This is a genomic window from Candidatus Microthrix parvicella Bio17-1, assembly GCF_000299415.1.
In the GTDB taxonomy this organism is placed as follows: domain Bacteria; phylum Actinomycetota; class Acidimicrobiia; order Acidimicrobiales; family Microtrichaceae; genus Microthrix; species Microthrix parvicella.
On record NZ_AMPG01000002.1, the window covers coordinates 627,835 to 651,213 of the forward strand.

A 23,379-nucleotide genomic window follows, 5' to 3' on the forward strand; every position below is an offset into this window, starting at 1 on the left:
AGCCAGCCTCGCCGGCAGGAGATCAGTCAAGAACGACTGGGAAGGCTGACCTGCTACGGGCCGAGGAAGCGGCTCGGGGTTCCGGTCCAGGTGATGTAGAGGCCATCACGGGCTCGGGTGGCCGCCACGTACAGCAGGCACTTCTCCATCTCCAGATCCACGGCGTGCTGCACCGGGTCGGAGTCACGGTCGGTCATCGACCAGGCCAGCGGCACCCTCGCGTCGTCGGCGTCAACCACGATCACCCGCTGATACTCCAAGCCCTTCATGCGGTGCATCGTGCCCAACCGCACGCCCTCCTGGTTGGGTAGGTCCTTCTGCGGCAGCCGACAGACGGTCACGCCCTGCCCGGTGAGCGCAGCACTGACCCGGTCGAGCGATTTTCCGGTTCGGGCGGCGATACCGATCTCGATCGGGTCGATCCCCTCGTCGATCCACGCCCGCACCCGGGCAACAACGGCCTCGTCGTGCTCGGCGGCAGTGGTGAAGCCGCCCAGCTCGGGCTCGGGCCCCGACCGCAGGCTGTGGTAGCCAGCAAAGGTGTGGGTGTCGCTGCCGCCGTCGAGATCGTCGAACCCCGGGCCGGGCTGATCGGCAGACGTGTCGGCCTCGCCCAGCATCGCCAGGCTCCACGACATGATCTCGTGGGTGGTGCGATAGTTCAGCTTCAACTTGGATGACCGACCCACCACCTTGATGCCCACCTTCGACAACGACGAGCGCCGGTCGTAAATGCGCTGGTGGCTGTCCCCCACGATGAACAGGTCGTCGGGCCCTTCGGCCACCAACGCCCGCAGCAGACGCCACTGCGTCTCGTGCAGGTCCTGCGCCTCGTCCACCACCACGTGCTGGTAGGGCTTGATGTCTCGCAGCGCCAGGTAACCGGCGGCGGCCGCCGCCAGCTGTGGGTGTGTCCGGGCACCGGCCTCGTTCAGCGCCCGCTCGAAGTCCTCGATCGCCTTCCACACCTCGGCGCGCTTGCGGCGACTCAGGGGTATCCCCCGCCCGGTCCGGCTGACGACGAAGTAGTCGGCTCGGCTGCGGCAGTCGTTGGCCAACACCACCTGCTCCCACTCGTTGATCAGGAACTCGCCGGAGAACTCATCGACGATGCCACGATCGAGCACGACTTGCTCGGCCAGCTTCCGGCAGTACTTGCCGTCGGCGACGCTCGGGGCCTTGCCCTCCGCTTCCTGCACCACCCGATAGGCCAGCTGGTCGACGTTGAGCACGTCCACCACATCCAGCAGGTCCGAGCCACCCAGCGAGCGCAGGTCGGCCTCGATGGCCTGGGCAAGGTTGCGCGAGAATGTCGTGAACAGGATGGGCTTGCCCACCGGGCGGTCGAGGCGGTCGGCCAGCGCCTTGGCGCGGTGCATCGCCACCACCGTCTTGCCGGTCCCGGCGCCGCCGGTGACGCGTGCTGGGCCGCTGTAGCTCTCCCGGTACGCCAAGTGCCGCTGGGACGGGTGCAGGAACACCCGCCACATCGCCAGCGGCTGGGACAGCATCTTCTGAAGCTCGTCCTGGCCCTCCACCACGTAGAAGCGGGCCATCGAGGCCGGTGTCTCCAGCGCCGCCACGATGTCGTCGGTGTCCACCTCACCGTGGATGGCGCCGGCCAGGGCCTTGTAGATGTCATCGACGGTGTCGTCGCCGCTGAGGGCAATGATCGCTTCGGCTTGGCCCTCGGGGAAGTGCCCGATGAGCCCCGAGAGCTGATCCTGCGAAGTGAGCATCATGAGTGCCGGAACCAGCTCAGCCTCGACGCCAAGGTTGGTGAAGTCCCGCTCTCGTCGGTCGGCGAACAGCCGCTTTGCCTCACCCCCAGACGAGGTGTCAGTGATCTGATTCGCCTTGGAGGTGATGGCACCGAGGTCGATGAGCTCGGGAGCCCCCGTGGCCGCATTCACCTTGAACGTGTTGTTCGCCATCCATCGCTCGGCCGCTTCGTGGGGGAGGACGCGGGTCAACACGAAGGTCTCGCCGTCACCGATGTCCATCACGATGCCTCGGTGGTTTCGGTCGAAGCGGACCGTGCGAGCTTTCGGGTCGGCCGAGCCCTTGTAGGGCTCCAGGTTCAAGCCCTTGTCACGCCGCAGTTCCTCGGGCGTGAGCTGCGCGAACTTGTGCACGATCTCCTCGAGCTTGCGCTTCATTCGACTCTCAAGGCGATCGAAGTCTCTGAGGAAGTCAGTCGAGACAGCGAGGCGGGACATCAGTTCGTTCCTTCCAGAGCAGCGAGCAGCGACTCGGGCGTCCAGCCGTCGGCCGGGCGCAGGTCCCAGCCAGCAGTCCCCGGATCCTCGCCGTCGGCGCCCAACACGCCCATCTTGGCGGCCGACCACGCGGCCTCCACCGGAATGCCGCCCAGCTCCTCCCCCGCCACAAAGTCGGGGGCCCCAAGCGCCAGCGCTGCTTCGACCAGATCCTTCACGCCATCATCTTCCAACAGGTCGAGCTCCTCGACCATCTCGTCGGAAATGCCCGGCGCCGCGGCGCCGTCATCCGTCAGGGCAACTGGCGCCAGAGCGGAATCAACCTCGTCGGCCATCGACTCGTCGTCGGCGTGGGCAAGCGCCACCAGCCAGTGGTCTTCAAGCGGCAGGTCGTCGGCGTCGGAGGTGGCCGACACGATGCCGTGGCGGCCGGGACCACTGATGAACTGGATGACGTTGGCCCACTGGGCCCAATCTCGCCATCGACCCCGATGATTGGGGTCGGTCAGGTCGCGATCGGTATCGGGCAACGCCGACACCACGGTCCATCGCTCGTCGTGCTCCCGACCAGCCCGGGCGTCGAACAGGATCGTCATGCCCAGCCCGTTGGTGGTCTCATGTCGAGCCGCATAGGCAACACGCTCCACGTCGCCACTGGGCCACACCGGGGTCAGCCCCGCAGCGGCGCGCCGCAGGAACGCCTCGCCATCTGCGACGTCCAAGTCCCCGCGCTGTTTGCCAGAAGCGGCGACCAGACCGCCGACTGCCGACCGGGCCAACTGACTCCACTCGGCCGTGTTGGGACGGGCAAGGAAGTCCAGCAACAGCGCCATCGGGTTCTGGTTCAGCGCGTCGATCTCATAGAGCCCGCCCCGGCCGTGCTGCAGCTTCTGGCCATTGCGGCGGGCCTCGCCGCCCACGATCACGCGGGCGGCCGCCTCGGTTGGGGGCGACACCAGTGCCGACTTGTGGAACGCGTCCACGTCGTCCCAGGTGAGATTCCACACCAGGTGGCCCTCGTTGCGTAGCCCTCGCCGTTTGGCCGCATCGGCGGCAATGTTGTTCAGGTCGGTGGAGGCGTGAAACTGGAACCCGTCCAGGAACACGGCGATCTTCTGGCCCCGGTCGTCCATCCGGGTAATCAGAAAGTCGGGCAACACGCTGGGGCTGGTGCTCAGCCCCTCCTGCTCCTCGATGCGGTAGCGGGTGCGCAGCCCGCCGACGTCGAGGCGCAGCTCGAACGCCCGATACCTGCCGGTGCCCGGCACGTCGGTGATCGAGATGTTCTCGTCGTCGACGTTGGTCGTCCACGACTGCAGCGCCGCCTTGAAGCGCCGCTCCAGCTCGGACTCCTCCACCTTGCCGATCTCGATCTCGGCCACGCTGGCCACCGACCGGGGTTCCCACGCACCCAGCAGGTCGTCGAGCACCTCCAACGCCAGGTCGCGGGCCAGGTCGTATTCGTTTCGGTCCACCACGCCCAGCAGGCAGCGGTGACACGCCTGGCGACCCTCGATGCTGCACGGGCAATGAGCGATCACCTCGCGGGCGTGCTCGAGGATCGTGCGCACCCGGTCCGGCTCGGCCAGCCGGGCCAGGTAGCCGGTGCCGCCGGGAACCGAGTCGAACAGCATCAGATACCGGCGCCGCCCCTGCCCGGCCGCGTTGGGCGCATCGGTCAGCGCCACCTCCAGGTGGCTTGGGTCGCCACCGAAGTCGGCCCGCAGCCCCAGCAGCAGCGCACCCTTAAACGAGGCCAGCCGCTCCCCCACCTCAAACATCGAGACGGGCAACAGCATGCGCACCGACTCGGTGTTGAGCTCGTGGTAGAGCACCACCTGTTGCCACTGCTCGGTGTTCTTGCCGGATCGCACCGTGCACCAGCCCTGGTGCAGCCGCTCAAAGGCGGTGTCGGGCGTCCGTTGCCGCACGTCGCGCACCGCCCCGCAGAACGCACACACGGTGAACCCGGTGACGTGATGAGCGTTGCCCGCAATGCTGCGCTTCTCGCCGCTGTGTTCGGCGAACCCCAGGTTGATCGTGCGGAAGTGGGTGCCCCCGGCAAACTCGGCGCCAAACGCCTTGTCGGCCAGCGTCCACGCCCCTTCGATGCGCTGGGGGTCGACGTCCACGCACAGCACGTCGTTGTAGCGCTCGCGTCGCCGTTGGTCGCTCTCGTCGTACACCCGAGCACCTTCCTCCGAACCGGAGGCGTAGCTGCGCTTCAGCCGCAGCATCTGGTGCTTGGCGCCGGTGTCGGCGATGGCCTTGCTGCGGCACCGCACACATTCGGCGGGCGCCGAGCCTTCGTCGATGGCGCCGTACCCGCAGTCCGGGCACAGCCGCCAGGTCTCATAGGCCGGTGCGTCGGCGGTGCCGATCTCCAGCGCGTCGATCACGTGGCGATGCCCGGCGGCGTAGAAGCTGTTGCCGGGCGCCAGCTCGATGATGCCCCGCCGCCCTCCCCGCTGATACTCCACCACCTCGGTGTGGAAGTCGCCCGATTCGTCGCGGCTCCACATGGACGCGTCGAGGGTGATCGTGTCGTCCAGCAGCATGAAGTTGGGCAGCAGCCGCAGACGTTCGAGGCCCGACAGCGAGTATTCGTCGCGGTGCTCGTTCAGCAGCAACCTCACGGCCGAGCGTTGGCCGTACAGGTCGGACAGCTTCTGTTCGTCGTCCTCGGTGCGGCCTGCCTGGCCCTCCAGCCGGTCGGCGGCGGCGGTCAGGCGCTTGATCCGTTTCGACAGGTCGTCCTGGTGTTCGGTCCAGGTGTCCACCGCCTCCTTCACCTGGGCTTCGATCCCGGCGGAGGCAAACTCCCGCAACGAGTCCCGACTGCGCTCAGACAGCGACTCGCCGAACAGATCCAGAAACGCGTCGACGTGCGACGCGTCGTTCACCGACGCGTCGATCACGGCCCGCAAAAACGAGCCCGTATCCAGGGCCTTCTTCATCAGCTTGCTGATGCGGCGGGGCAACAGCGGCGCTTCGATGGCGCCGTCGGCGGTGCGGTCCACCAAGTAGGCGATGTATTGGCGTCGCAGGATCTCGGTGGCGTCCAGGTAGCAGTTGGGTGGCCGCACGTCCCCGGCCAGCATCGCCTCGGGGTCGGCCAGGTAGTAGAGGCCGTGGGTGTCGGTGGGGACGAAGGTGGTCACCAGCGAATTGCCGCTGGAGCGGCCCGAGCGCCCCACCCGTTGGATGTAGCTCGCCGGGGTGCGGGGCACCGAGGTGAGCATCACCGAGCTGAGGTCGCCGATGTCGATGCCCATCTCCAGGGTGGGCGTGGCGGTCAGCACGTTGGGGGCGTCGGGTGCGGTGCCCGCCTTGAACGCCGCCTCCAGGTCTTCCCGGGGCGCCCGCTTCAGCAGGCCGGTGTGTTCGCCGGTGACCACCCGGGTCACCCGACCGTTGCGATACAGGTCGCGGTAGTAGTTCACCGGCCGGGGAATGGCCCGCTCGAACGATCCCCCGCACCGATACCGCAGGCACGGCGTGCCCACCCACTCGTCCAACAGCTCGGGCGGCGCCACGTGCAGATGCCCACACATTGCACAGCGGACCGCATTGGGGGTCAGCGCAACGTCCGAGTCGACGTCTAGGTCCAGCGACTCTTCGTCCACCACGTCGCTCACCAGCACCGAGCGCCGGTCGATGCCGTACACGGTGTGCCCCGACACCTTCCGGGCCACCACGGCCTCGGTTTCGGCGGCCAGCAGCGCCATGGTGAACATGTTGAGGTCGCGTCCCACCTGCGCCGTGACCCCAAGCGAACGCATCGCCCAGTCGACCACCCAGGTCGGGTTGGTCGACAGCGCTTGCAGCGAGTCGAGGTCGCCCTTGGGCTTCGTCGTGAAGAACGCCGGCCGCCCCCGGTCGGGCGTAAACGGCGGCAGCCCGTCAGGGCGCCCTCCCCAAATGAACCACTGCGAGCCGCCGTCGTCCACAAACGGCTCCAGCAGCGAGTTCATCAACCCTCCGCGCAGCCGCAGGCGCTCCACCAGCCCTCGAACGTAGGTCACCACCGCCAACGCGTCGGCCGACGAGCCAACGACGCGTTGCAGCTCCTCGCCCACCACCCCGGCCCAGTGGTCCAGGTCGGCCACCGCCACCCGGGCCGACGCCGCCCGGGACAGCTCCAACGTGCGGCCGACCCGCGCGCGCAGCCCAAACTCCAGGTCGGCCTCAAAGCCCAGCCGGGCGGCCAGCAGGTCGCGTGCCCGGGGCGACGGGGTGTCGGTCCACACGGTTCGCACCACCGGATGGCGCAACAGGTCGGGCGGCACCAGCGAGAACAGATCGCGCGGGTTGGTTGCGCTGTCGATCAGCGCCGTGCCCAGGTCGGCCACCGACAGCTCACCGGCGTCGGCCAACGCCTGGCTCATCAGCGCCCGCAGGTTGAAGCGGTGGGTGCGCCCACCAAAGAACGACGCCCGGTGCGAGGCGTCCTGCACCGAGTCCGTGAAGGCCAGCAGCTTCTGCTCGTGACCCTTCAGGTGGTTCGAGCCAAACAGTGCGTTAATCGACACCGACGCCAGGCTGGCCACCGCCAGACCCAGAAAGCGGATGCCGTCGCGCTCCCCACACCCCGGGCATCGGCTCTGTCGTGCGGCGTCCTCGCCGTCGGTCACCAACACCGGAAGCGAACCCTCGGACGGATCGTCGGCCAGCGTCCGGTCGGACGGCGAGAACCAGCGCACCAACTCGTCGGCGGCGTTGCCCAGCAGCATCGTGCGTACCAGCGGCGAGCGCTGCATCGAGCTGCGGTAGATGTGGTTGGGGTTCACCCCCAACGCATCGCTGGTCTCCGAAGCAATCGCCATCCACCCCGACATGCCGCACCGGCGGCAGTAGGTCGACGGCAACTCCAGCGCATCGCCGTGTACCGGCCCGTCCTCGGTCACCAGCGCGGCGGAGTCCCGCCACCGAAACGACGGCTCCATGTCCACGGTCCGCAGCAGTCGCGACATCTCGCGGATCCACAGCTGAATCTCCACCCCAAACAGCGGCACCGGTCCGGCGGCGCCGCGGCGCCGCGCCTCGGACAGCAGCCACAGGTATTGGGCGAGCGCACGTTCTACCGATTCGGGATCCACCTGGTAGGTCCGCCCCCACTGGGGTGCCCGCTCCAAGATCTCCTTCACCGCCGACGGCCACGAACGAGGTCGCTCTCCGACGGCTACCAACACAGCACGGGTCAGCGGGTGCGCCAACAGCTTGTCGCCCAGCAACACCCGGGTGTCGGCCGCGTCGACATCATCCGCATCAAGGCCGAATAGCGGCGACGTCTGGTCACCATCCGGGTCGACGCAGAACGCAACGGCAACGTCGTCCAGGTCCCGCAACAACGCAACCTCGGCGGCATCAGGGATCGGCAACCTGAAGTCCACCGGCTTGCACGCCTCGTCCACGGTCTGGCGGGTCTCGCCGATCACCGACTCCGGTGGAAACTCAACGCCGAACACCTTGCTGGCGAACTCAGCCAGCTCCGTGCTAGCGGTCTCGCCCGTACCCAACGTCGCCGAGGTCGCCACCGGGGTGGCGCCACCCAGCGGACGGCCAGGCTCGGCCATGCCCAACGTGGCGCCCAAACGTCGCAGCAGCATCGCCACGTCGGTCCCCTGCGCGCCGTCGTAGGTGTGGAACTCATCAAGCACCACGTACCGAAGCATCTCGGCGGCGTTCGCCGCCCACAGCGGCCGGTCCTCGCCCCGAAGCAGCAAGAAGTCAAGCATTTTGTAATTGGTCAACAAGATGTCGGGCGGATCGGCCCGGATCGCCTCCCGTTTGTCGATCAGGTGATCAGGCCCCATCGACGAGTGTCGTCCGGCCTCACCGACGTAGAGCCCAGCCGTCAGCCCGGCTAGCCGAGTCTCGCTCGCGATCGTCTCGGCGATACGCCCCGCCTGGTCCGATGCCAGCGCGTTCATCGGGTAAAGGACCAGCGCCTTGATGCCCTTCTGACCCTCGTCCCGCATCCGGGCGCAGTGATCCAACATCGGGTAGAGGAAGCACTCGGTCTTGCCCGAACCGGTGCCCGTGGTGACCAGCGTCGGCTCCGGGTCGTGCCCGTTGCCGCTGGTCAGCCGAGCGAACGAGGCTGCCTGGTGTGCGTAGGGAGTGAAGTCGTGGGGCAGCCACTCCAGCGGTGGCTGCCAGTCGGAGCCCGCTTGCTGAAATGGTGAGCGCACCCGCAGGTACGGCCCTCGGAAGATCCCTTCCCCCGCTTCGGTCAGGAAGTCCGACAGCGCGTCTCGGGTGTCGTCATCGCTCAGCGCAAATGTCGTCGCCAAGTACTCAACCAACGACTGGCGAATCTCCGTGACAACCAGCGAAGGGATCATTGGTCGCGGACAGCCCCTATCGATGGCAGGTCGAGAATTCCCTTGAAGTCAACGACGGAACGCATCGACATCATTCTGGCACTGAACGATGGCAGCGATCAGTCCACGTCGCGCGACTTCGGGACCGCCATTCAAGGCCCGAGATCGTTAGCTGCGCTGGCCCGGGGCCGTAGCAGCTATGCCCCGGCCTTGCCTGCGCCCACGAAGTCGCGCGACGTGGAATTGCTCGACTGGACTACGGCCGCTCGCTGGCGTCGACTGTGAGTTCTTGGAGGCCTCACTTCGAGTCCTGAACAAATAACGTATGGCTCCGACCGCAACAAATCGATGGCAGCCCGTCTCTCCTTCGCCGCCAAACGAAGGTTAAGTCTGGTAAGGAAGGAAATCAGTCCGCTGGCCATCAGGCGGCCCTCCCTGAAATTCCGCTATTCGAATTCGCGGGTTGCTTCGCATTCATTTTCTCAGCCTTGCCCTTCCGTTTCGGTAATAGAGATTTCAGTCGAGTCACCACGCGCGGGTGACCCGTCGCTCTGGAGTGCTGGCGATTCAATGACATCCAGGCCAGCCAGTTAATAACCAGCATGAGGCAAGACCCCACCAGCAACCAGATCCAAATATACTGAAGATTGCTGTTGCCAAATGGTCGCTGAATGTTGCCTGCGAAAGGCAAAGGGGGGACCTTGCCATTATTCGCTGACGCCACAAGAAGTGAGAACGACGCGGTAATTCCGATGAGGGCGCTTCCGACAATGGCAAGCCTGCTCGAAAGCGAACCATACGTCTTATACGACATCGAAATATTCTCTCCGACAAGCGCCACGACGCTCGGCGCAGCGAGCAACAGTGCGGCGAGGACCTCTAGGGATCCGGAACCCGAACTGATCACGTTGTCTACAAGGGGCAGAAGCCCTAGGAGGAGCAAGGCAGTAACAGACAGCGAAATCCAGGCCCTCAGGTGACTTCCTGGAGGTATCTCGCTGAAATTGATCCGAAGGGCGTCAATGGAATCATGCTCTGCGCCGTTGTTGCTCGCCGGATAAAACACCTTTCTACGACCATTCAAGACCGGTCCCAACACCGCGCCTTTGCAGATCTTGGTCAGCGGGACGTTCACATGGCGTGCCTCATCCTTTCCGAGTTTACCATGAAATAGCGCGATCGTCCTGGACCGAGATGTCGAATAGCCACGCCTAATAACACCCGCCGCCAGCTTCAAAGCGCGACCTAGCCCCACCTCACCCTGCATCGCCAACTCTTCCGAATCTCCCAGGCTTTTACTATAAGCCATCGCCAGATCACTCTTTGCATCCAACACAACCAACGGCTCGCTCACGTAGTGCCCAGGCGGAGCCGACAGTTCCAATGTGTAGTCTGTAGACCGAGCCAGCTGCGTGAGATCTATTTCACAACTGAAAGGGAGAAGATGAAAGATCTCATCCCTCACAACTCCAGCGAAGGCAGATCGAGAGTGGTAGTCCATGGCCGTTTGTTCAGCGATCGACTCAAACGATAGAGTTATATCAAACACACTACCCAACCTACCGTGGCAGATTCCTAACACTACGTGGGTTTCGTCAAAAAAATCCGACATTTTGATCAGATCTTCTCGAATTGGACCAGGTTCTGCGAGGCCCGCCATCACCTTCATTCTTCGCTTGTACTCGGTCATCATGGCATAAGAAGCCAACACCATCGGGGCATAGGTGGACTTACACTTGAGATTGTCAGCGAGGGCTGACGGCTTGGTAAAAGTCAAGGGGAACAGGAAGCTCTCGACAGGCCAGGAACCATCATCGGCCCCGGCTGAAACCCGAAGATCGATCTCGCTACCGCTCTCCTCACTGGTGTCTGCATCAGAGGAGGCGCTCTCTCCATCCGACGTTCCCTGAATATCGGAGGCGTGAGGAGCAATCCGAAACTTCTGCACGATCGCAATTTCTTCGAGAACGTCGCCCTCCAAGGGGAAGATCCCGCTGAATCGGTATGAGCGATGGAGATTGGGCTCCCCTAGCTGCACTCCGTCCTGAACACGCGTTAGAAAGTCGCCTGGCCGCAGCAGAAGCGCCAGCGAGACTGCGTCGGCGACGTCTTGCCTAGTGGCTTCGACGCTTGCTCGGGTGGTGGTGGTGGTGGTGGTGGTGGTGGTGGTGGCTGCTTGGTCCATGGGAATGTTGACCCGCCGGTCTCCGCCGATTGAAGTGTACTCAGACCTTCTTTGCAGGGCAAGTCACGGTGTTTCATGATCCTGAATGGACCCAGGTGTTGTTTCGGTTGATTCGGCGGCCTCCCGCCCCAGCGCGCCCCTCAGGTGCACGTCTCCTCCGAGTCTGACCCAACTGATCCGGTCAGATTGCCCGGTGGTCCCGTCATTCGTTTAGCAGACATCGACCTTTTAGGTGAATGTCAAGCGAACTGGGCGGATAGAGATCAGACGTGGGGTCCACGCCAAGCGCTAAGGCCGCCCCTTTCATGGAAGATTCGCGGTTGGCTTTGGTGAAGGGTGGGGTGAAGTGGCCTTGCCAGTCGACTGAGGTGGGGTCGGCCTCGTTCTGCTCATTGAGTTTCCAGATGTTCTTCCACTCCTTCGGGAGGTCGCCGGCCTTGGCTTGGTCTTGTAGAAGGCTTTGCCGGTACCCGGCGCTCTGGTGGTAGCCGCAGATCTTCCGACCTTCGGCATCGAAGACCATCTTGTACTCGTACTTCCTCAACACGGCGAAATGTGTGCGGTACATGGCGCAGAGCTGCTCGGCGGGCAGTCCGAGCATGAGCGCTGCCAGGGCGTCAATCTCGACTAGCGCCTGCCAACATTCATGGTCCCGGCGAAGTGGGGTGTCCATCGTCCACTTCGGCCCGCCGCCGCTAAGTGGTGATTGGGTGAGGTCAGAGCTGGCGCGAATGGCGTATCGCCACAACGGCGCGCCTTCGGACGTCAGGCAGTCCTTGCGCGTGGGCGTTCTCACCATCCCCCTGAACGCCCACCGCTCCGGGGTGCGCTCGGCAGCAGTGAGAACAACCGCTGCGGAGATGGCAGCGTGCACAGGGGCAGCGACTTCGACATTCACTCGGACGGCATCCTTAGGTCGGCTGTTGTCAAGAGTCCCTTCGCAATCGCCGACTGAGCTAGGCCTACGAGAAGGTTTCCACTTTGGCCTCTTCCATCATCCATTTTTGCTGGATAGAAGGGAACCGCCCTGACGAAATCGACGCTATCGACGTAGAGGCTGAGGCTGCGGTACGCCTTTCGAACTCTTCGCTTGCGGATCAGTCGTACGCTGCCCCCGGTCGGCACTAGGAATCTATTGGCATTGGAGAGTCGACTATCACCACCTCGCACCTCCGGGCGGGTTGGCCATGCAAGCGGGAACTTTCCAGACTCGATACCTTTCGCTTCGGACTCATCGAAACCGCGTGGATCACTCCACATCACCTGCCCCGTGTCCGTCACAGCCGATACATGAATAGTGGGTCCAGAATACTCCGCACCTGGAATCACACGGACAAAGGCAGCGCATCTCTGACGCCCCGTGACCTTGAAGCGGTCCCGTTTGTTCCACGATCCGGATGCCAACTCCACAAGGCTGAAGGCTTCCTTGGGGATCTTTGAAAATGCGAAATCCCAATACCGATTCAGATCCGCAACATCGACCCTGGAGTACCATTTTCCAAGATTCGTGTACGCCTCTTCAGCTTGCAGGAAACCCAACACCGCCCCGCCAGGTGAAGCCGCCGTCTCACTAGCGGCGCGAAGTGCGCCAAGGTGGCCCTGGTATTGGACTGCAGCATCGTGCAAGAATTTGATGGAGCCTTCGTAGCGGCACGACGCACACACAAGTCCAGAGTCTCGGTCCCAGAGTTTCTGCATCGAACTGGGAACGTCATAGCCAAGCTCCCGGACGCGCGCAGCCGTCCCTCCGCCGAGTTCTTGAATCCACTGTGGATCGAATCCGGGCACGCCGACCCCCTGCTTGATGAGGTCCGTCAGGCGCGAGTCCAGCATCAACAATGCTGGGGGAACGCGGTGGGTAGTCACGGTGACAGGCGCTCCGATGTACCTCGGGCCAGACCGGAACTCCTCGGTGTAGAGGTGATCAGCGCAGCTCGGCTGACTACACCGGTTACAGATTCCAACCGGTGGAACCGCTAAGCCGACGGCCGTACAGGTTCTACAAGGCTTCATGCTCTTTGACTCCGATGGTCATTGGACGTGTCACTTGCTGGTTCACTTCGCGCCGCTCGGTCGGAACCTGAAATAGTCAGGTAGGCGCGGGTCATGGCAGCTTCGCGGTTGGCTGGCGCGAAAGGTGGGGAGAAGTGGCCTTGCCAGTCGACTGAGGTGGGGTCGGCCTCGTACTGTTCGTAGAGGTTCCAGATACTCTTCCACTCCTTCGGGAAGTCGCCGGACTTGGCCTGGTCTTGGAGCTGATTCTGACGGAATCCGGCGCTCTGGTGGTAGCCACAGATCTTTCGGCCCTCGGCGTCGAAGACCATCTTGTACTCGTACTTCCGGAGCACCGCGAACTGGGTGCGGTACATGGCGCAAAGCTGGTCAGCGGTCATCCCGAGCATGAGTGCGGCCAGGGCGTCGATCTCGACGAGCGCCTGCCAGCGGTCCTGGTCCCGGCGAAGTGGGGTGCCCATGGTCCACTTAGGCCCGATGTCGCCAAGCGCCGACCGGGTGAGGGCTGGGTCGGTCCAGCGATCTTCTTGCCATGCCGGTTCGTAAAGCAGTTCCCAGAGCGGGGCATAGTCGGTAGTCAGGCAGTTGAGGCGAAGCGTCCGTAGCCGGAGCGCACTAGCCAACGGAGAGTCGAGCGGCGCTGGGAATCTGGAGACAAGCTCATCTTGGATATCCGCTTTGCCGGACACCTTGACCAGGTAGTCGAACGGCAGAGACGCCCAGAACCCAGCCATCGTTGCCGTCCGAGCCACGGTCGACATGGCCAACGTATGAACAGTGTGGACGTGCGTCGGGCCTGGTGGAAGCAGGGCTGCCTGAAGCGACCGTTCCAGTCCAGGCTGGGTCATGCGACGCCAAGCAACTCGCCAGTTGCCGACAGCAGGTTGTCCATCCCAGTGAGCCTGCTCGGCTTCGTAGGTGGTCGGATCGCACGCTCGCTGGTAGTTGGTACGTGGGATCACGCGCTCGGGAAGGTTCTCAAGATCCCATTCGGTGTAGTCACCTTTGCTTCTGCAATTCTCGTTGGGTTGCTTTGCGAAGGGGGTAGCGACCGTGAAGTGGGGACCTTGAAGGATCACATCGCCCCAGTTTTCCGGGATCTCGGTCCGCCACTGAATTGTCCCCTCGTTCTTCGCGCCCTTCTCGTGCCAGCCGGCAGTCCAGTGATAATCCCGGTCGGCGAGGCGTTTCGATTGCCGGGCGAGCACCGACAGGGCCTCAAGGTCGGCCGTCGTGACAGGGCGGAGCAGCCGCGCCTCGGCGGTCGGGGTTCCCGGCTCGTCGAACAGCAGCGCCCAATCGGCGAGGACGTTTGGATCAACGGTCACGACTCGCGATTTGTGGGGGCGTAGGTCCCAACCTCCAGTCGGGTATTGGATCCCCGGGACCATCCCACCTTCGCTGTGACCCAAGCTTTGATCAGCGGTGTCAGGGTGGAATAACGAGGATTGCTGGACAAATGTCACGCTTTTGGCGCAGCCGTATGTGTGGATCCCATAGGAGACCGTGTCGCCAATGTCTTCGAAGAGCATCAACTCATTGAGAAACTGCCAGTGTCTCCGAAGGCGACCATAGGTCTGCCTCCGCAGAGCGCCCCCGGCCGGATCGACGAAATGACCCTCTGGGTGCAGTAGCCCAACAATCCCGTCTGGTGTCGAGTGGCGCCACGTTGTGTCCATGAAAACCATGTATAGGTTGGTCTGAATGCCCGCCACCGAGGGTCGCTCCACCGGTGATCTCATCAGCTCGAGCCCGCCGGTTGCGAGGGCTACCTCCTCCAAGTACGCATGTTGCGCCGTGGGGTCAGCGAGAGTTTCCACTCGACGATTGCGGAGCACATTGTTGGGCGCCTTCCCTGTGATACCCCACCAAGGATCAAACTCGGCAAGGACGACGTCATCCAACCATCGCGGACGGACCCACGGCGGGTTTCCGACCTGGAGGTCGAAGCCGCCCTTGGCGAAGGCAGGAGCGAACTCGAGGTCCCAGTGCCAGGCTCCCTCTCTCCTGGCAGCGTCGCAGGCAACGGCCAGCCAGGGGTTGCGCTCCCTCAACTCGGCGACGGGGATCTGACCTTCCAATCGATCGGCTTCGGCGGCGAGGAGCTGGGGGAGGTCATCGAAGATGTCGAGCTGGCCGGTTTGGCCGTGGCGCTCGTCTGGCCTGACGAGGTCTTCGGCGACGCGCAGCCATTGGTCCCAGGTGGGTGGCTTGGCGTTGTTGTCGAGGGGCCAGAACCACAGGCCGATCCAGGCGTCCATCAGTGTGCGCAGCCGACCCAGCGCCGAGTCGGGATCTTCGAGGGCCTGGACTGCTTGGGCTCTGGTGATTCGAGCGGGTCGGTCGGCGATGGTGGCGCCGTAGACGTCGATGGGGCGGCGGAGCCCCTCCTGGATGAGACGGAGCCGTTCGGCGGCCTGCTCCCACAGGGTCTCCACTCCGCCGGCCAGCGATGCCAGGCGCTTTTCGTGCGCCACGGTCGGTGCCTTGAGGATGGTGTAGCGCCAGGCCTTGAGCGCCTTGGCCTCGTCGGGGCGTAGCTCTTTGGCCTCCTTGCGGTCGGCGACCGCACCCCAGCCGTGGCCGGGCAGCAGGAAGTGGTGCACCTCGGCGGTGTCGCCCTCGGTTGCCAGCCGGTCGGTAAGGGGGCGATCGGTGGGTGGCTGCACGTGGCCCTTGCGGGTTTCGGCCCACGGGCGGTGCTTCAGCTGGCCCACTTTCCAGGTGGCACGCCTGGCGCCGATCAGGCTGTTGCCCGACCGCAGCTGAAGGCCCAGCCACGGCGCCTTCAGGCCGGGGTGCATGGCGTTGAGCCACAGGCTGACCTCGGCCAGCTCGACGGCGGTGGCGTTGAGGTCCACCCCGTAGCTCTGGTGCAGCGCGAAGTGGGCTTTCACCTTCTGGAGTTCGCGCAGATACCGGTCAGGGTCGAGCGTTTCGCCCAGCTCGGCTTGGCGGCGCTTCAGGTACTCGGCGGACAGCTGGTTGATCGCCTCGTTGAGGAACGCCCCGGAACCCAGCGCCGGTTCGCAGATGGTGAGGTCGAGCAGCTCGGTGGCCTCGCCGATGTTGGCGCTGCCGCCCTCGGGTGCGTAGTCGTCCAGACCCAACAGCTCGGCCAGGGCGTGATGCACCACGCAGCGGGTGAGCACCTCGGGCGTGTAGTAGCTGGCGGAACGCTGCCGGTCGCGTCCGGACAGCCGGAACACGAAGCTGCCCTTGTTGTGGCGCACCCGCTCGTTGCGGCCGGTGGTGGGGTTCTCGGCCATGACGAACACGTCATCGGGGTACTCGTCGGCATCTTCTACCGGAAGCATCCACGTGCCACCGGACGGGTCGCCGCCCTTGGCCACCTCGAACAGGTCGCCGGTGGCGAAGAACCCGGTGTAGGCCATGAGCCCCTCGTACACCGCACCCAGCTGGTTGATGCCCAGCTGCGCATAGGAGATGTAGCCGGCCGAGTCGCCCTTCAACTTGGCGGTGGCCAACATCAGCTTGGCCAGCACCTGCTGGAGCGCCTCGTTGCGCAGCTTCACCTCGTCGAGGTAGCGGGTGGAGCGGGTGTCGAAGAGCAGGGCATCCAACCCGGGGAACTGGAGGTAGAACTCGTTGGTGGGCTGGGCGTTGGCCTCGTCGAGGGACCGCTCGCTGGCAAACAGCTGCTGCTCGGCGGTTTCGGCGTGGTAGCCCTTGTTCACCAGCTCGAAAAGCCCGGTGAGCGACTCGTCGAGGTGGGTGCCGTTGCGGGACGCCTCGGTGTCGAGGTCCACCTGGCACAGCTCGCGCAGCCGGTCGAGGCTGTAGCCCTCGGTGTAGGCCTCGTCGTTGGCGGGCACGATGCCCAGCTCGGGGCGGGACTCGGCGTAGAGCAACACCAACAGCCGGTAGAGGTAGCGCAGGCACTGGCTGGTCAGCTCGTTGGCGTCGATACCCGATTGCTGGTTGTAGACGGCCCGGCCGGTGGCGATCCGTTGGGCGATGACCTCGTTGGCGAGGATCTCGATGCTGTCGCGGATGCCCTCGCGCAGCGCCTTGGACACCCCAACGGCGTGCTTGTGGGACTTGTCGACCAGCTCGTCGAGCGCGCTCTGGGCGCCATCGCCATCGGTGCCGCCGGGCAGGAGCGCGTCGGCGGAGAACAGGGCGGCGATCGTTTCCAGCTCGCCCCTGGCTTTGGCGTCGTTGCGTTCGAGGGCGGCGTCGAGGTCGACCGCCAGGTAGCGGCCCTCGGCCCACTTGGCCCGCTCGGCCAACAACACGATTCGCCCGCCCAGCACCAGCACGAACCGGGGCGGTTCGTCGACGGCGAACAGCTCGCCGACCGCGTCGGCGGCGCTGACGATCTGCTTCTTGTCGCCGTGGCGTTGGCCTGCTTCGAGGAGGCGTCCGGCTGCGGGCCGGTCGTAACCGGCGGGGCCCTCGTTGGGTGGGCCATCGTCGAACAGGTCGTCGGCCGAATCGGCCAGGCCCGCGTCGAGAGCGACAAGCCACAGGCCGGTGCCGGTCTCTGCCGTTGCTGCGGTCCGGATGGTGAGCCGGTCGGTGGTGTTGCGCGTGAGCCCGAGGTCGTTGCGGTTGGGTTCGAAGCCCAGAGCATGGAGGACCACATCGTTGAGGTGCTCGATCGCCGCCGGTGCCCGGTCGCCGGTCGCCTCGCTGGCGGTCGCCCGGGTCTTGAAGAACCGGCTGGCCGCACCCTTTAGCGTGGTGCGCGCCGACGGCTCGCCCTTGCCCTCCGCCTCATCCCACGCCTTGCGCAGGTCACCAAGGTCGCCGCCGATGACCGCGTCCAGATAGTGGTTGGAGAAGAACTCACCCCGATTGGTGATCGACGGAAACGTCACCCTCGGGTGCTTCCCGGCTCGGCGCCCGTCCAGCGCTCACCCAACACAGCAACCAACCACAACATGTCCGGGGCGGGAACGGGCATGGGGCCATTCTGTCGCGTGCGGTTCAGCCCCGCCTTTCCTGGCTCGATGGCGGCGCCGCGTCGCACCCGGAGCACACGGGGACCGCGACCCATTTCCGGGTTCACCGTCATTCCGTACGTTGGACAGAACGTCCGGCGGGGCGTTGACCGGCCGACTGCGGGAGCACATCATGGCCTTAACCAACAAGAGCCGCACGGCTATCTACACTGCCCTCAGCGACATCATCGAAGAGGAAGCGCTCGAAGAGATGCTGACCAACTTCCCAGCCCGAGAAATCGACGAACCCGTCACCCGAGACTTCTTGGCTGCTCAGATGTCCGATCTCCGGGGTGAGATGACCCAGATGGAGAGTCGCCTCCATGATCGCCTTGCCACCCAAACGCGATGGATGGTCGCCATGATCGTCGCTGCCCCAACCGTGACGGTCGCTCTGCAGGCCTACTTCACCTGAGACCCGGCCCAGCCTGCTCAGCGACCGGCCAGATCCTCATGAGAAAGTCAGCGCCCAGGCCAACCACCCATACCCCGGATCCCGCAATGAGCTGACGCTCGGCCCGCGTCATCAAACGCGAGGGTGACCGGGTCTGGGCGTAGCTTCACGTGCGGGACGGCGCTGCCACCGTGGCATAGACCATGCGGACGAGTGGGTTCAGAAACCGTCACTCATGAGGACCCCTGGAACTCGAGGAGCGCTCGAATTGGCAGGTAGAGGTGGAGGGCGTCGCTCGGTGACGGTCGGAAGGACGGAGTCAGCGCTGTGTAAAACGCCACCGCTTCTTCATCTCGGGCGTGAACGAGCAATGCCCGTAAGCCAACATCTTTGGCGACACGTACCGATCTCCAGAGGGCGTCCTGAAACAGCCGCTTGCCGAGCCTCTTGCCTTGGAAGCTCTGGTCGACAGCGAGCCTCGGCCAAGCCAGCATCGATTGCGACGAGCCACCGTCCCGTGCCGGTCTCGGCCTTCGCTGCGGTCCGGATCGTCAGGCGGTCGGTGGTGTTGCGCACAAGATCGAGGTTTTGGCGGTTGGGTTGGAAGCCCAGTGCTTGGAGCACCACATCGTTGAGGTGCTCGATCGCAGCCGGTGCCCGGTCACCGGTGGCCTCGCTGGCCGTCGCCCTGGTTTTGAAGAACCGGCTGGCCGCACCCTTCAGCGTGGACCGCGCCGACGGCTCGCCCTTGCCCTCCGCCTCGTCCCACGCCTTACGCAGATCACCGAGGTCGCCGCCGATGACCGCGTCCAGATAGTGGTTGGAGAAGAACTCACCCCGGTTGGTGATCGACGGAAACGTCACCCTCGCCCACTCCCCCGCAGGGTTCGCCCGCACGGCGCCGCGGCGCCGCCTGCGGGGAGCGCGACCCGGGGACCGCGACCCATTTCCAAGGTCTCCCTCGATCCGTACGTTGAACACCACCCCAGGCGAGGCGTTGACGAACCGACCGCGGGAGCACATCATTGCCCTAACCAACAAGAGCCGCACGGCTATCTACAATGCCCTCACCGACATCATCGAAGAGGAAGCCCTCGAAGAGATGCTGACCAACTTTCCAGCCCGAGGAGTCGACGAGCCTGTCACCCGAGACTTCCTCGACGCGCGGATTGCTGAGATCGACGTTCGAATGGCTCAAATGGAAACTCGCATCAACGCCACGCTGGACAAACGGTTGACATCACAGACGCGATGGATGGTCGCCATGATCGTCGCCGCCCCGACGGTGACAGTTGTGCTTCAGGCCTACTTCACCTGAGTTCCGGCCAGCTTGCGTCGCAATCGGCCAGAGCCTCATGAGAAAGACAGCACCCAAGCCAACCGTCAACACCCCACTTTTCCTCGCCGGTGACTTCCTGGCCGACGTCGACGGCTACCTGTACGAGCCCACCGGCCAGGCGGCCATCATCGACGGCGAGCACGCAACGATTGCGAGCACCAACGCCGAGGCCGACCGCTGGGCCAAGCACGAGTGGTAGGTCGCGGGCCGCACGGTGATTGACAAGGCCCTCACCGACATCATCGAAGAGGAAGCGCTCGAAGATGTCGGCCAATTTTCCAGCCTGAGAGATCGACGAGCCCGTCACCCGCGACTTCCTCAGTGCGCGGATTGCTGAGAGCGACGTTCGAATGGCTCAGATGGAAACTCGCATCAACGCCACGCTGGACCAACGGTTGACGTCACAGACGCGATGGATGGTCGCCATGGCTGATGTTGCCGCTGCGCCGTCAGCGGCAACACCTGTAGTCAGAATGGCTGGACTGGCCAGCAACTACTGAAGTATGTTTTTACATCGAGAGGTTGCCTAGTAGGCGGTCCTTAACATCCAATCGGGAGCAAGCCGATGACAAGTGACTCGACGCCTCCATCAAGGAGCGGCGCTGACCTTCGCAGAACGTCGATTCGACGGACCCTGCACGCGTTGCTGGCGTTATCCATGGTCTTGGGCAGCGTCGCGACTGTGCCGGGCGTCGCTGGCGCTGCGCCCGGCTACCTGAAAGACGTGGACGTAGCTCACGTTGACGGCGACCTGTACATGACAGCGGCGCTGTCTCAAGACGGCTCCATTCAAGTTCAGCCGATGACTTGTAAGACGGATACGTTCGAGGAGACATGCAATCCACGGGGCTGGGCCACGGTTGGCCGAAATGCCACCGCAGTTCAGATCACTACCCTGAGGTACGACACGGTCCTGCTCGTCGCACGCTTGACCAACGGCCAGACCTGGTACCGCAAGGGTGCATGCGATGGGGTGGGGTGCAGCTGGCAGAGCTGGAACAACCTGGGTGGCAACGTGGTATCAGTCTCCACGGGACAAGACTTCGGCACCCCGTGCGCAGACATTGCTGGATTAAGCCCCGGACATAACGTGTATACGGCCAGAGTTTGCGGAAAAGCGTGGGACGGGTATGAACACTCTCCGGCTCACGGCTGGAAGAGTCTTGGCGGAAAGCTCACGCAGGTTTCCGTCGGTAATGATTACGTAGTGGGGGTCAGCGCCAATAAATCACTCTGGTGGTATGACCCATATGTTGGTGATCATGGTTCCTGGCAAACAGGCGGGGGTCAAATCCGCCAGGCCGTTGCCGCCCCCAACCAAGAGTTTTGCGGGTTGGCTTCAAGCAACCAGATGTGGTGTTTCGAGAAGGAGGCACGACGGTGGTACCGGGTTGGCGGGGACTGGCGCAAGCTGGATGATGACCAGCCAATCGGAATTTCGCGTAACTGGAGTTTCCTGGAAAAGGGCGTGAAGGACGATTTTGCGGACATCGGCGGCACCGTCAATCAGGTGGCTGACGATCGGTACCTGCAGGTCGGCGTGAGCGGGTCCGGCCGGCTCTGGTATCGAACGAGCTACTGCGGCTACAACGTTTGGTACCCCGGCTAGGCCGAAACACGCCGGCAAGCAGCTGCTGCTCGGCCGACTCGGCGTGGTAGCCCAAGTTGACCAGCTCGAAGGAGCCCGGTGAGCGACTCGTCGAGGCGGGTACCGTTGCGGGACACCTCGGTGTGTCCCAGATGCGCACGGAAATGTCCCAGATGGAGGCCCGCATCATCACGTCGATGGATGCGCGGTTGACGTCGCTCACACGATGGACGGTCGGCATGATCATCGCCGTCCCCGCACTGACGGTCGCCCTTCAGGCGTTCATCAAGTAGCCCCGTTGGCGAACAGCCCGACGGGCGAACGTCCCGCTCGAACTTCTCTCCCATAGGCTCGCGTCGGTGAAACCCGGCGCCCGGCTGGCCGCCTCCCTCGTGTCGCTCGGCGTCGTGGTGTTCGTGGGCGCGCTGGTTGCGTCGTGGGCCCAGGACGCCATCGCTCCCTGGAGGAACGTCGGCGAGGCCGAAACCGGCTCGCCAATCACGTTCCATGCTGCCGACACCACCTACCGGGTGCTGGCCTCCGGGCCGAACCACCCCAAGGTCGACCGCATCGGCTGCGACATCAACCTGAGCGACGGAACGACCCAACGCATCCTGGGCGGAGAGGGTTCGGTGGCGCCTAACGACCGTTTCGGCGTCTCACGGGTGATCGAGTTTGAGGCGCCGGCCGGCGCCCCGACCACGGTGAGATGCGAGGACCGGCTGTCGCCCCGCTCGACGGCCGGACGGATGCAGGTGGTCGACGCCTCCGGGGCGATGTCGTCGGTGGCACTCGTCGGCGGCCTACTCGGCACCGCGCTGGTTCTGGTGGGAATCGGCATGCCGATGTTGGCCGCCCGGAGGGCTTCAGGCTGACGCCAGCCGCACAGCGATCTACAGCGGCCTGACCGACATCACCGACGAGGACGCAGTCGAAGATGCTGACCAACTTCCCAGCCCGAGACATCGACGAACCGGTCACCCGAGACTTCCTGGCCGCCCAGTTGTCCCAAATGGAGAGTCGCATCCAGGACCGCCTCGCCACCCAAACGCGATGGATGGTCGCCATGATCATCGGTATCCCCACAGTGACGGTCGCCCTTCAGGCTTTCCTCACCTGAGCTGACCGGGCAGCCGTCGTTCGTCCGGCCATTTCAAATGGTGCCCGACTTGGGCTACCGGTGGTTCGGGCCCACCAGGACGGCCAGCACCCGGATGAGCGGGTCGCCCTGGGTGCGCATCGACTCGATCAGCTGGGCAGTGTCCGAGCGCACCGCAGCGATCACCTTCTGGCGATCCCGGCGCCGGTGCTCCACCAGGTCCATCGCCAGCGCTTCGGACTGCATCTGCCACGCATCCAACCGCACCTGGGGCTCGGCCAGCCGCTCGGTCAGCTGCGCCTCGTACGCGTCACGTCGCACCTCGAGCTCGCCGCGCACCTGCTCGATGACGTCACCCAGCTGGTCTTGGAGCACCTCGACGTCGATGGGTGTGCCGGGGTTGGCCATGTCGGCGTCGACGTTGGCCCGCTGGAGCACCTCGAACAGGTCGGCGATCACCGGCGTGCCGAGATGCTCGGTGACGGCCATCCACTCGACCAGTTGGGGATGCCCGCGGCCGTTGGAGTACATGCCTTGCACGCAGAACACCGGGGCATCCACGTCGGCGACGATGATCGGCGCCTCGTTGCGGCCCACGGTGGCCAACACCTTGTCGACCAACCAGTCGCCAAAGGGGTGCAGCGGTGCGAGGAAGCCCACGTCGGGCCAGCCCGAATCGGTGGTCTCCCGGGCCTTGTCCAGCTGGGCGTTGGCCAGGGTCTCGTTGCCGGTGAGCTTCAGCCGCTCGGCCACCCGCTGCTCGACCAGGTAGGTGCGGGGCAGGGCCTTCATGCGGCCGATCAGGTCCTTGGGCGGCACCAGCGACAGGAACGTGTCGTCGCCCGGGTCGCGGCGCACGTCCATGGTGGTGTCGGCATCGTCGAAGGCCTGATGCAGCGCCTCGTCAACGAACGCCCCATCGCTCTCGAACAGGCTGGGCGGCCGGTGGACGGGCACCGCCTGGGTGCCGGTGGCGCCCGACAGCACCGCCATCAGGTCGAAGGCCGCCGTCGGCTTGGCCGGGATGGCCTCGTCCGGGTCGGTGCCGGCACGCAGGCCGGCCATCACCGCCTCCTCCTCCAGCGCCTCGGTGTGCACGCCGAGCAACGACGACGAATCGCCGAACGCCCGATGGGCCTCGTGCTCACGCTGGAGCAGCTTGGTGAAGATGCGCACGTCGCCGTTGAGGTGGGGATGGTCGGGGTTGAGCAGCAAGGCCCGCACGTCGGGGGCGTGACGCTGGCCGTAG

16 protein-coding genes are annotated in these 23,379 nt (G+C 64.6%); 7 read left to right on the forward strand and 9 right to left on the reverse strand.

Features of this window, described 5'->3' with window-relative positions:
• Positions 1-53: 53 nt before the first annotated feature.
• From MPARV_RS0111070 to MPARV_RS0111095, 6 genes are all read right to left on the reverse strand, one after another.
• Complete coding sequence (locus tag MPARV_RS0111070) at positions 54-2,219, reverse strand: UvrD-helicase domain-containing protein (RefSeq protein ID WP_031278284.1); 2,166 nt, start codon at positions 2,217-2,219, stop codon at positions 54-56.
• Positions 2,219-8,515 carry a DEAD/DEAH box helicase gene (locus MPARV_RS0111075; protein ID WP_172636575.1) on the reverse strand — a complete coding sequence of 2,099 codons (6,297 nt, stop codon included), beginning with the start codon at positions 8,513-8,515 and terminating at the stop codon, positions 2,219-2,221. Before MPARV_RS0111075 ends, MPARV_RS0111070 begins: the two co-directional genes overlap by 1 nt.
• A 451-nt stretch (positions 8,516-8,966) precedes the next feature.
• Complete coding sequence (locus MPARV_RS0111085; protein ID WP_020378288.1) at positions 8,967-10,730, reverse strand: hypothetical protein; 1,764 nt, start codon at positions 10,728-10,730, stop codon at positions 8,967-8,969.
• Between the two features lie 202 nt (positions 10,731-10,932).
• Positions 10,933-11,628, reverse strand: coding sequence for a hypothetical protein (locus MPARV_RS22720; RefSeq protein WP_020378289.1), 696 nt, complete (start codon positions 11,626-11,628; stop codon positions 10,933-10,935).
• The gene (locus MPARV_RS24755) at positions 11,625-12,563 is read right to left on the reverse strand and encodes a hypothetical protein (RefSeq protein WP_157789565.1); all 939 of its coding nucleotides are present in this window, start codon (positions 12,561-12,563) and stop codon (positions 11,625-11,627) included. The genes MPARV_RS22720 and MPARV_RS24755 overlap by 4 nt, the downstream gene beginning before the upstream one ends.
• A 176-nt stretch (positions 12,564-12,739) precedes the next feature.
• Complete coding sequence (locus MPARV_RS0111095) at positions 12,740-17,587, reverse strand: hypothetical protein (protein ID WP_020378290.1); 4,848 nt, start codon at positions 17,585-17,587, stop codon at positions 12,740-12,742.
• Between the two features lie 256 nt (positions 17,588-17,843).
• Here MPARV_RS0111095 and MPARV_RS0111105 point away from each other — a divergent pair, with 256 nt between their 5' ends.
• Positions 17,844-18,125: a hypothetical protein gene (locus MPARV_RS0111105; protein ID WP_031278293.1), complete on the forward strand. Its 282-nt coding sequence runs from the start codon at positions 17,844-17,846 to the stop codon at positions 18,123-18,125.
• 212 nt (positions 18,126-18,337) lie between these two features.
• Here MPARV_RS0111105 and MPARV_RS26070 read toward each other — a convergent pair whose 3' ends face one another.
• Both MPARV_RS26070 and MPARV_RS0111110 read right to left on the reverse strand, forming a co-directional pair.
• A complete protein-coding gene (locus MPARV_RS26070; protein WP_420886256.1) occupies positions 18,338-18,535 on the reverse strand; it encodes a hypothetical protein in 198 nt (65 codons plus the stop codon).
• The gene (locus tag MPARV_RS0111110; RefSeq protein ID WP_031278295.1) at positions 18,453-18,968 is read right to left on the reverse strand and encodes a hypothetical protein; all 516 of its coding nucleotides are present in this window, start codon (positions 18,966-18,968) and stop codon (positions 18,453-18,455) included. The genes MPARV_RS26070 and MPARV_RS0111110 overlap by 83 nt, the downstream gene beginning before the upstream one ends.
• A gap of 109 nt (positions 18,969-19,077) precedes the next feature.
• Between MPARV_RS0111110 and MPARV_RS0111115 the strand changes: the two genes are divergently transcribed.
• The 6 genes from MPARV_RS0111115 (at position 19,078) to MPARV_RS0111140 (ending at position 22,151) form a co-directional block, all read left to right on the forward strand.
• Positions 19,078-19,422, forward strand: a complete 345-nt coding sequence (locus MPARV_RS0111115; RefSeq protein ID WP_020378295.1) for a hypothetical protein — start codon at positions 19,078-19,080, stop codon at positions 19,420-19,422.
• 37 nt (positions 19,423-19,459) lie between these two features.
• Entirely contained in the window at positions 19,460-19,642 is a 183-nt protein-coding gene (locus MPARV_RS0111120; RefSeq protein ID WP_020378296.1) for a hypothetical protein, read from the forward strand.
• 444 nt (positions 19,643-20,086) lie between these two features.
• Positions 20,087-21,052, forward strand: coding sequence for a tectonin domain-containing protein (locus MPARV_RS0111125; protein WP_157789566.1), 966 nt, complete (start codon positions 20,087-20,089; stop codon positions 21,050-21,052).
• 56 nt (positions 21,053-21,108) lie between these two features.
• Entirely contained in the window at positions 21,109-21,324 is a 216-nt protein-coding gene (locus tag MPARV_RS0111130; protein ID WP_031278299.1) for a hypothetical protein, read from the forward strand.
• A 66-nt stretch (positions 21,325-21,390) separates the two neighbouring features.
• On the forward strand, positions 21,391-21,906 hold the full coding sequence (locus MPARV_RS0111135) for a hypothetical protein (RefSeq protein WP_020378299.1): 516 nt from the start codon (positions 21,391-21,393) through the stop codon (positions 21,904-21,906).
• A 62-nt stretch (positions 21,907-21,968) separates the two neighbouring features.
• Positions 21,969-22,151, forward strand: coding sequence for a hypothetical protein (locus MPARV_RS0111140; RefSeq protein WP_012222804.1), 183 nt, complete (start codon positions 21,969-21,971; stop codon positions 22,149-22,151).
• Positions 22,152-22,205: 54 nt separating this feature from the next.
• Here MPARV_RS0111140 and MPARV_RS25365 read toward each other — a convergent pair whose 3' ends face one another.
• The gene (locus MPARV_RS25365; RefSeq protein WP_020378300.1) at positions 22,206-23,354 is read right to left on the reverse strand and encodes a hypothetical protein; all 1,149 of its coding nucleotides are present in this window, start codon (positions 23,352-23,354) and stop codon (positions 22,206-22,208) included.
• Positions 23,355-23,379 lie beyond the last annotated feature (25 nt).